Genomic DNA, 8,953 nt, shown 5'->3' on the forward strand with positions numbered 1-8,953 from the left:
GATGTCAGCCACCGCTTTGAGATGTTCTTGTAGCTTTTCTCGTTCTTCGGAGTTTAAGTTCATTTTGAAATTTTTTAGATATATCTACTCATATTATTTTACCATGATTTTTGTGTTTTTACGAAAGTGAGATGCACCCACCGTTGCCGGATCGTCAACGCCATCTTCTATTGCCACTGGCGGTATGCCAACTAGAATGCTAACTGTTCCATCGGAAGTCCCGCCCGAGTTGGACAATTGATAGTCAAAGTTGTAAGAACCGGCCGCTGTTGGATTTGTTAAACTGAAACTACCGTCGGCATTTACTGTCAAGGTTCCCCCCGCTAAGCTGACAGAATCCCCAGCCGTATTCGTTGTTACATCACCACTTAGATAGCCGCCGCCAAATGTCGCTAAAGTCGATACAGGGCTACCTAGCGTATCGTTATCGAGCAAATCGTTGGCGTCCGTTGTCGCAATATTTAAAGTTCCTCCAGGCTCAACCAAGTAACCGCTATCATCAGTTGCCGTCGGTGCTACAGCAGTAACCTCGATATTAATTGTGCCATCATCTGAACCTGCTGAATTTTCTAGGCGATAGTTGAAATTGTAATTTCCCGTCGTACTCGGATTCGTTAAACTGAAACTGCCGTCGGCATTGACCGTCAACGTTCCACCTGCCAAGCTGACAGAATCTCCTGCACTATTAGAAGTTACAGAGCCACCCAAACTACCGCCGCCAAAACTGGAAATTGTCGCCGCCGGAGTACCCACGGTGTCGTTATCGAGAACATCGTTAGAATCCGTCGTTGAAACGGTCAAAGTGTCTCCAATATTTACGGCATACGAATCATCAGTAACGGCGGGCGGTTCTTGAACCTCGATCGTCACCGTTGCCGTGTCATTTCCTTCCGTGTTCGCAAGCCGATATTGAAACGTATATGTTCCTGCGCTACCCGGATTTGTGATGTTAAAACTGCCGTCTGCATTAACCGTTAACGTTCCACCTCCGATCCAATCGAGATCGTCTCCAGCATTGGCAAAATGAGAACCAATATTGAACTGGTCGATCGCTGCCACCGGAAAACCAAGCGTATCGTTATCGAGTAAGTCGTTGGTAGCGGTCGGGGCGATCGTCAAGGTTTCGCCCACATTCACCGTATAGCTGCCATCATCGTCTGCTGTCGGAGCCGCCGGAGCCGTGTCGTCGTTGAGAATCTTAAATGGCGCGTCCGACTGGGTCGTGCCAACTTGACCCGAGCCGCTGAAGCTCTCGATTTCCAGCCAAATCCATTCGTCGCTTTCAACGTCAGTGTCGCCAAACACTTCAAACGGGACGACCTTACTGGTCTCTCCAGCCGCGAAGCTGAGGACGATCGGCGTATCGTTATAGTCCACCCCTCCCGTCAAAAGATCGACGTTTCCACCGCCCTGTAGCGTCGAGAATTTCAGGGTTACGTCTTCAGCAACCGCGTTCGCTGTCCGGGTCAGCGTATAGTTCGTCAGTGTGGAGCTACCGCTATCTCCTTCTGGCACCTCTTGAACGAAAACGCCATTGCTAGAGACGAAGTTGTAAACCGGATCGGTGATGAGTGCGGGGGTTGGGCTAGGTGTGGGAGTGGGGGTCGGTTCCGGTTCGGGTTCTGGCGTTAACTCGGATTCCGGTTCCGGGTACGGTGTCGGAGTCGGGGTTGGTGTCGGTGACGGAGTAGAGGCTTGACTCGAATCGGGTTCTGCAACTTCTGTTACGGCAACGTCTGTCAGGGGGATAAAGTCGTTGGGGTCGAGATTAGTGACACCTTTAACAATTGCTAAAAACTGACCGCTCTGGCGATCGCGAACGAGGGTGTTTCCGTCTTCCACGGTTAACGCCAAATCGCCAAACGTCAGGTCGCCAATCAGTTCGATGCGATCTTCGCCCCGGCTGAAATCGTCGATGCGATCGGCCTCGGCTGGGGTGTCCCCACCTGTGGAGAGAATTCCCGGAATCCCCGTCAAACGACCGATCGCAAAAATATCGTTACCCTCGCCCCCAATCAGGGTATCGCTGCCCATATCTCCGTAGAGGACATCGTCGCCGGACGCTCCTTGCAACCAGTCGTTATCTTGGCCGCCCCAGAGGGTGTCGTCTCCGGCATCGCCGATGAGGGTGTCTCGTCCTTTATTACCAAACAGCCAGTTACTTTCGGTGTCGGGGTTAGATTGGTTTGTGTGGGGGGGGGTAAGGTTCCCCCCTGGATGAAGTCGTCGCCGAGGTCGCCCGCGACGATATCGAATCCTAAGTCTCCGTAGAGTCGATCGTCGTCTTGTCCGCCCCAAATGGTGTCATTGTCCCGTCCGCCGAAAATGGTATCGCGTCCGGCATTCCCGGCCAGTGCGTCGTTGCCAGCGTTGCCGAAGATGCGATCGTCCGCTGCGAATCCAGCGGCGCGATCGTTCCCCCCCAAAGCCTGGATGATGTCAGGATTAACGGTTCCGGTCAGGATATCGTTGTCGGAGATACCAAGGATTGCCATTGTTTTTTCGAGGTTGGATTTAATTTAGTTGGGTTTGACGGTAAAGTGACAAAAGCTACTAAGGTCGATCGAGCATAGAAATACTTAACCCGTGCCGATTTGTTATTTTTTAATTTGAACGCAAAATCGTAAAATGTGGCTCGATTTTGACACAGATTGACGAAAAAAAGCCCAATTTAAAAGTGAAGCTTGCAAGAACTTCATGAATTTTTGCGATATTTAAGTGTTTTTTGAAAATTTTACAAAGAAATATCTAAACCTCCGGACGCTCGCTTCGGAGTTAATATTTTGATTTATCGCAATATGGTTATTAATAACAAACAATAAATATCGCAGTTTCAACAATCGTGGTTGCGGCGTCGATACCTGATGGGTTTCAACGACAAACATTGACTTCGCCGCAACGCACCGCCCCCTAGCGCAGACCCAAACCGCCGCGTTACCCTACCTCTAACAACACCTTCAACCCTCGAACCCCATGCAAACCGACATCGTCGTCATCGGCAGCGGAATCGGCGGACTCAGTTGTGGCGCACTGCTGGCGCGATACGGCTTCGACGTTACCGTCTGCGAAAGTCACGCTATCCCTGGCGGTGCCGCCCACAGTTTCACCCGCAACGGCTTTAAATTCGACTCGGGCCCTTCTCTCTTTTCCGGGTTGTCCTATCCCTCCACCAACCCCTTGCGCCACGTTCTCGACGCCATCGGCGAAACGGTTCCCTGTGCGACTTACGACGCTTGGGGATGTCGCCTCCCGGAAGGGGATTTTAAATCGGCCATCGGTTCCGATGACTTTTCTTACGTTCTGCGGAAACTGCGGGGAGAAAATGCCGCCTCGCAATGGCGCAACTTACAAGCGGTGATGGAACCCCTGGGCAAAATCGCCACGGGAATGCCTCCGGCTGCGATGCGCTTGGATTTCGGCGCGATTTTCACGGTGGGTAAGTATCTCCCCAATTTCATCGGTTATGGGTTGGACGCCCTCAAACTCACCAAGCCCTTCAGCGAGATTCTCCAAGAGGTGGTGACGGACGAGTTCGTCTACAACTGGATGGATATGCTCTGTTTTCTCCTGGCTGGAGTTCCCGCGAAGGGCATTAGTGCGGCGGAAATGGCGTTTATGTTTGCAGAGTGGTACCGCCCCGGCGTGGTGTTGGACTATCCCCTCGGGGGTAGCGGTGCGGTTATTGAAGCTCTGATGCGAGGGTTAGAAAAGTACGGCGGTCGCTTGATGCTGAACGCCCATGTGGAGGAGGTTTTGGTGCGGCAGAATCGCGCGGTGGGGGTGCGACTGCGCAATGGTAAGGAAATTATTGCGAAGGAAGCGGTGGTGTCGAATGCTTCGATGTGGGATACGTTAGATTTGTTTGCCGATGTTGCGCTCCCCGATCGCTTCCGACGGGAAAAGTTAGAAACGCCTCAATGCGACAGTTTTATGCACTTGCACGCGGGCATCGATGCGGCGGGACTTCCCGATGATTTGGATTGTCATTACATCGTTGTTAAGGATTGGGAGATTACGAAACCCCAAAATATCGTGTTGGTGTCGATTCCGTCGGTACTCGATCCGAGTTTAGCGCCGGAGGGAAAGCACGTGATTCATGCGTATACGCCGGGAACAGAACCTTACGATCTTTGGGAGGGACTCGATCGCCGCAGTGAGGAATACCAGCAGCAGAAACGAGATCGAGGCGAGGTGCTGTGGAAGGCGATCGAGCGTGTTATTCCCGATTTGCGAGAACGGGTTGAAGTTTCGCTGGTGGGAACCCCGCTAACTCACCAACGGTTTTTACGGCGACATCGGGGAACCTACGGCCCCGCCATCACCGCAGAACAGGGATTGTTTCCCAGCGGAAGCACCCCCATCGAGGGCTTTTGGTGTTGTGGCGATTCTACGTTTCCGGGGATTGGCGTTCCGGCGGTGGCCGCCAGTGGGAACATCGTCGCCAATTCGATCGCACCCTTGGAAAAACACCAAGCCGTGTTGCAGGAACTGGGGTTTTAGGCGGAAACGGTGACATAGGTAGACGAGGCTTGCGCAGATGGAATCTCCAAGTTTTCCGCTTTCAAACCTTCGAGATGAAACGCGATCGCCTCACGCATATTGTGTTCTATCTCCTGGCGAGTCTGACCTGTCGCCACGCAACCCGGTAAATCGGGAGAGTAAGCAGAGTAACCGGTTTCGGTTTTTTCAATCACAATTAAGTACCGCATTATCGCAAACCTGCTTGTTTCAGAATGCTGTTGAGTGTTCCCGGTGCGAGGTCGTCACTGGGTTTACCCGAAATTGTAACCAAGCCTGACTTGGTTTCATGCTTATACTGGCGGTGGCTGCCTCGCGTGCGTGCCAAATACCAGCCATCTTCCTCGATAAGCTTAATGACCTCTCTTACTTTCATCGACATTTTTTAAAGACGAACGCAACAGTAACGACTCGGGACTCAAACTGTCCGCCAGACACGCCGCTTGGGATGTCTCAGGGGGCGCGTTGGCGATGGAACCGAGGGGCGATCGCCTAGAAATCTGAAAAAAAGGCGATCGAACACCGGGGATCGTGAGACACTATCGGGATAAGACTTTTGCGAAGCACGCATCTATTATCGATCGATCTGTTTAGAGACCTAAGAGTTCATGCAACGACGACCTCCCCTGCGCCGCACGAAAATCGTAGCGACGATCGGCCCTGCAACCAGCAAACCCGACGTGCTGCGGGAGTTGATTTTGGCCGGGGCTACCACTCTCCGACTCAACTTCTCTCACGGAACCCACGACGACCACCAACGCAACATCCGCCTCATTCGTCAAACCTCCTTCGAGTTAAACCAACCCGTCGGAATTCTCCAAGACCTTCAAGGACCGAAAATCCGGTTAGGTAAATTCGAGACGGGATCGATTAAACTCGCCGACGGCGACCCCTTCACCCTCACCAGTCGCCAAATCCCCGGAACCCAGGAAGTCTCCTCGATTACCTACGAACCCCTAGCGCGGGAAGTTCCCGAAGGTGCGACGATTCTCCTCGACGACGGACGGGTCGAAATGCGCGTCGAAAAAGTCGATCCCGCCGCCGGAGAACTCTACTGTCGTACCGTCGTCGGTGGCGTCCTCTCCAACAACAAAGGGGTCAACTTCCCCGGCGTCTACCTCTCCGTTAAAGCCTTGACGGACAAAGACCGTACCGATTTAATGTTCGGTCTCGACCAAGGCGTAGACTGGGTGGCGTTGAGTTTCGTTCGCAACCCTCAAGACGTACTCGAAATTAAAGAACTGATTTCCAGCGCCGGAAAATCCGTCCCCGTCATCGTCAAAATCGAGAAACACGAAGCCATCGAACAGATGGAAGAAATTCTCTCCCTCAGCGACGGCGTTATGGTGGCGCGGGGAGACTTGGGGGTCGAACTTCCCGCTGAAGACGTTCCCATCTTGCAAAAACGCCTCATCGTCACCGCCAACCGCTTGGGAATTCCGGTGATTACCGCCACGCAAATGCTCGATAGCATGGTGTCGAGTCCTCGCGCCACCCGCGCTGAAATCTCCGACGTGGCCAACGCCATTCTCGACGGAACCGATGCGGTAATGCTGTCCAACGAGACGGCGGTGGGACAGTTCCCCGTCAAAGCTGTAGCCACGATGGCGCAAATCGCCCAGCGCATCGAACGCGAAAAAATTATCCAGAACGTTTCGGGGGTGGACGAAACCGGGCGATCGATCCCCAACGCCATCAGCCAAGCGGTGGGTCAGATTTCCGACCAACTGGACGCTTCGGCGATTATGACCCTAACGAAATCTGGGTCTACCGCCCGCAACGTCTCTAAATTCCGCCCGAAACCGCCGATTTTGGCGGTGACGCCCCACGTGAACGTCGCCCGTCAGTTACAACTGGTATGGGGCGTGAAAACTCTGCTGGTACTGGATTTACCTTCGACCTCCCAAACCTTCCAAGCGGCCATTAACGTGGCCTTGGAAAACCAACTCGTCAGCGAGGGGGATTTAGTGGTGATGACCGCCGGAACGCTTCAAGGGGTGTCCGGTTCCACGGACTTGGTGAAAGTGGAAGTCGTTACCGCTGTTCTCGGTCAGGGGACGGGATTGGGTACTATGTCGGGAACCGTCAGCGGCCCGGCGCGAGTCGCCCGCAACGCCATGTCCGTGGCGAACTTCAGCCCTGGGGAAATTCTCGTCACGGCGAGTACCGACGCCAACTTCATTGAGGTGTTGAAGAAAGCCTCGGGAGTGGTAACGGAAGAATCCAGTTTGACCAGTCACGCCGCGATTATCTGTTCCCAGTTGGGTAAGCCGGTCATCGTCGGGGTGAAAAACGCCACGAAGTTGATTCGGGAAGGGTCGATTCTCACCCTCGATATTCAACGGGGTTTGGTGTATTCTGGGGCGTCCTCTTCAGTGCAAACGGAAGATTTGCTGAAGGTGTAAGCCACCGATCTCGCTGTGTTTGTATAGTTTCCGCACGATTTCGGCGAGGAGTGCTTGACATTCTTTGCCGACGTGCTATAATTAGTAATCGTTGCCGATGTAGCTCAGTGGTAGAGCACTCGATTCGTAATCGAGCGGTCACGAGTTCAAATCTCGTCATCGGCTTTTTTTGTTGGAAGAAATTCAAGAAAAGTAGGTTGGGTGGAGGAACGAAACCCGACCACTACAAGTTTGGGTGTTTGATTACAATTTTCAATATAAACTACGTTCCACTACTCGGAATCTTGCGATCGATCTTGCTGAGGAAGCAACGGTTCGAGTACGAGCAGTAATTCGGGAATATCTTGCTGGATAACATCCCAAAGGGTATTGAGGTTGATGCGATCGTATTGATGGGCTAAGACATCTCGCATACCTGCCATATCTTTCCAAGGAATTTCAGGATGGTTTTCTCGAAAGTCTGTTGATAGCCGTTTGACCGCTTCGCCAATTACAATAACTTGGTAAAGAATAGCGGATTGCTTTTCTTCATTATTAGCAAGTTCAACTCGATCGAATCCCTCAGCAAATTGCAAAATTCGTCGAGCGGCTCTGGCTATATCCAAAAGTGACGCTTCATCTCTATTCATTCATCTCTGTTCGTAAATGAGTTGCGCCGTTTGTAGAATGTCCTGGCGGCGAATCCAGTTCTCGCTAGTTTCAACCGACAATTTGGGTACGATATCGACTTGACGTCCGGATCGAGTTTCTAAGTCGTGTTTAATTTTAGCCAACGTCAACAAGCCTTGGCGAGCGTTCGGTAAAAAACTCACCAGACAATCGATATCGCTATCTGCCCCAAAATCATCGCGGAGAATGGAACCGAATAGGGCAAATTGCCGAATTTGCCACCGTTGGCAGAAGGCGGCAATTTCTGCCAGAGACAGCCCTAACCGTTGTTGAAGGCGGGGTTCGAGAGCGGTGGGGTTCGCCATAGGTTTGAAAATCGAACGGTTTAAAATAGAAGCGATCGCTCTCTATTTTAACTATCTATGCGAACCGTCGTCAGTTCCGAACAACTCTATCTTTCACCGGGAAGCGTGTTACGATCGCCCGGAACTTGGGCGGATTACGCTTCCCTGTTAGAACAGCGAGGCGATCGCCAAAATCCCTCGACGAACGAAGCTGAAAAAAATCTTTTCATCGCGATATCTTCGCGGGAACTTCCCCTATAATGGAAGTGGTAACAAGCCTTCAGTACGGCGATGACTTTCGACCTTCTCGCAGAACAGCGATCGCCCGACACCTCCCAAAAATTGCTACTCCACGGTGTCAGTTGGGAAAAGTACGAGGCTTTTTTGGAACTCCTCGGCGATGACTTTCCCAGTTTGCGCCTGAAGTACCTCGACGGAACCTTACAGTTTGTGTCTCCGAGTCGAAACCACGAATTTATTAAACGCAACATCGCGCGGTTGCTAGATGCGTATTTGGAAGAAACGCGAACCCCGTTTTTCGGGTTGGGTTCGACGACGTTTCGTCGGAAAGTGAAATCGCGAGGAATCGAACCGGATGAATGTTACTGTTTTGGGGAAGAAAAATCGCGTCCCGATTTGGCGATCGAAGTGGTGTTTACGTCTGGGGGAATCGACAGTCTCGCGATTTACGAAGGGTTGGAGGTTCCCGAGGTTTGGTTTTGGGAAAACGGACGGTTTACGATTTTCTGTTTGGGTGAAAAGGGTTATGTGGAGTGCGAGAGAAGTCAGCAGTTACCGAGTTTGGATATAGGGTTGTTATCGCAGTACGTGACGGCGGAGAATCCTTTGGATGCTGTAATTGAGTTTCGGAAGCAGATTTTATAAAGTGGTTTAAAATTTCAAAAAATAAAATTGGCGATTTTTATGCCACCAGTTTTAATTAGGGTTTGCTGAAAAAGTTATCAAAAGCTGGGGGTGGAAAATGAACAAGAAGCCGTCTTGCTCAAGGTATAAATCTGAATTGACTTAACTCGTCCACTTTATAAGTTACAATAATATTTCTCGACAAAATTATGA

Annotated in this window: 10 protein-coding genes and 1 tRNA gene; 5 read left to right on the forward strand and 6 right to left on the reverse strand. The window is 51.6% G+C overall.

What is annotated here, in order from left to right; all coding sequences use genetic code 11:
• Positions 1-93 precede the first annotated feature (93 nt).
• Together POG22_RS20360 and POG22_RS20365 are read right to left on the reverse strand one after the other, a co-directional pair.
• The gene (locus POG22_RS20360; protein WP_498906955.1) at positions 94-2,124 is read right to left on the reverse strand and encodes a Calx-beta domain-containing protein; all 2,031 of its coding nucleotides are present in this window, start codon (positions 2,122-2,124) and stop codon (positions 94-96) included.
• The gene (locus tag POG22_RS20365) at positions 2,016-2,495 is read right to left on the reverse strand and encodes a calcium-binding protein (RefSeq protein WP_498906949.1); all 480 of its coding nucleotides are present in this window, start codon (positions 2,493-2,495) and stop codon (positions 2,016-2,018) included. The genes POG22_RS20360 and POG22_RS20365 overlap by 109 nt, the downstream gene beginning before the upstream one ends.
• Before the next feature lie 478 nt (positions 2,496-2,973).
• Here POG22_RS20365 and POG22_RS20370 point away from each other — a divergent pair, with 478 nt between their 5' ends.
• Positions 2,974-4,500, forward strand: a complete 1,527-nt coding sequence (locus tag POG22_RS20370; protein ID WP_498906950.1) for a phytoene desaturase family protein — start codon at positions 2,974-2,976, stop codon at positions 4,498-4,500.
• Here POG22_RS20370 and POG22_RS20375 read toward each other — a convergent pair.
• Positions 4,497-4,709, reverse strand: coding sequence for a type II toxin-antitoxin system HicB family antitoxin (locus POG22_RS20375; protein WP_063716388.1), 213 nt, complete (start codon positions 4,707-4,709; stop codon positions 4,497-4,499). The genes POG22_RS20370 and POG22_RS20375 overlap by 4 nt on opposite strands.
• The gene (locus POG22_RS20380; protein ID WP_074170862.1) at positions 4,709-4,894 is read right to left on the reverse strand and encodes a type II toxin-antitoxin system HicA family toxin; all 186 of its coding nucleotides are present in this window, start codon (positions 4,892-4,894) and stop codon (positions 4,709-4,711) included. Before POG22_RS20380 ends, POG22_RS20375 begins: the two co-directional genes overlap by 1 nt.
• A gap of 232 nt (positions 4,895-5,126) precedes the next feature.
• Here POG22_RS20380 and pyk point away from each other — a divergent pair, with 232 nt between their 5' ends.
• The gene (gene pyk, locus POG22_RS20385) at positions 5,127-6,923 is read left to right on the forward strand and encodes a pyruvate kinase (protein WP_017660354.1); all 1,797 of its coding nucleotides are present in this window, start codon (positions 5,127-5,129) and stop codon (positions 6,921-6,923) included.
• A gap of 93 nt (positions 6,924-7,016) precedes the next feature.
• Positions 7,017-7,088, forward strand: a tRNA-Thr gene (locus tag POG22_RS20390).
• Positions 7,089-7,195: 107 nt separating this feature from the next.
• Here the strand turns inward: POG22_RS20390 and POG22_RS20395 are convergent.
• Entirely contained in the window at positions 7,196-7,552 is a 357-nt protein-coding gene (locus POG22_RS20395; protein ID WP_498906951.1) for a HepT-like ribonuclease domain-containing protein, read from the reverse strand.
• Positions 7,553-7,897 carry a nucleotidyltransferase family protein gene (locus POG22_RS20400; RefSeq protein WP_498906952.1) on the reverse strand — a complete coding sequence of 115 codons (345 nt, stop codon included), beginning with the start codon at positions 7,895-7,897 and terminating at the stop codon, positions 7,553-7,555.
• A 57-nt stretch (positions 7,898-7,954) separates the two neighbouring features.
• Here POG22_RS20400 and POG22_RS20405 point away from each other — a divergent pair, with 57 nt between their 5' ends.
• Both POG22_RS20405 and POG22_RS20410 read left to right on the forward strand, forming a co-directional pair.
• A complete protein-coding gene (locus tag POG22_RS20405) occupies positions 7,955-8,137 on the forward strand; it encodes a hypothetical protein (RefSeq protein ID WP_498906953.1) in 183 nt (60 codons plus the stop codon).
• A gap of 30 nt (positions 8,138-8,167) precedes the next feature.
• Complete coding sequence (locus POG22_RS20410) at positions 8,168-8,761, forward strand: Uma2 family endonuclease (RefSeq protein WP_498906954.1); 594 nt, start codon at positions 8,168-8,170, stop codon at positions 8,759-8,761.
• The last annotated feature ends 192 nt before the right edge of the window (positions 8,762-8,953 follow it).

Origin of the sequence: Geitlerinema sp. CS-897, from assembly GCF_028368005.1 — a bacterium.
Classification (GTDB): Bacteria; Cyanobacteriota; Cyanobacteriia; order Cyanobacteriales; family Geitlerinemataceae; genus Baaleninema; species Baaleninema simplex.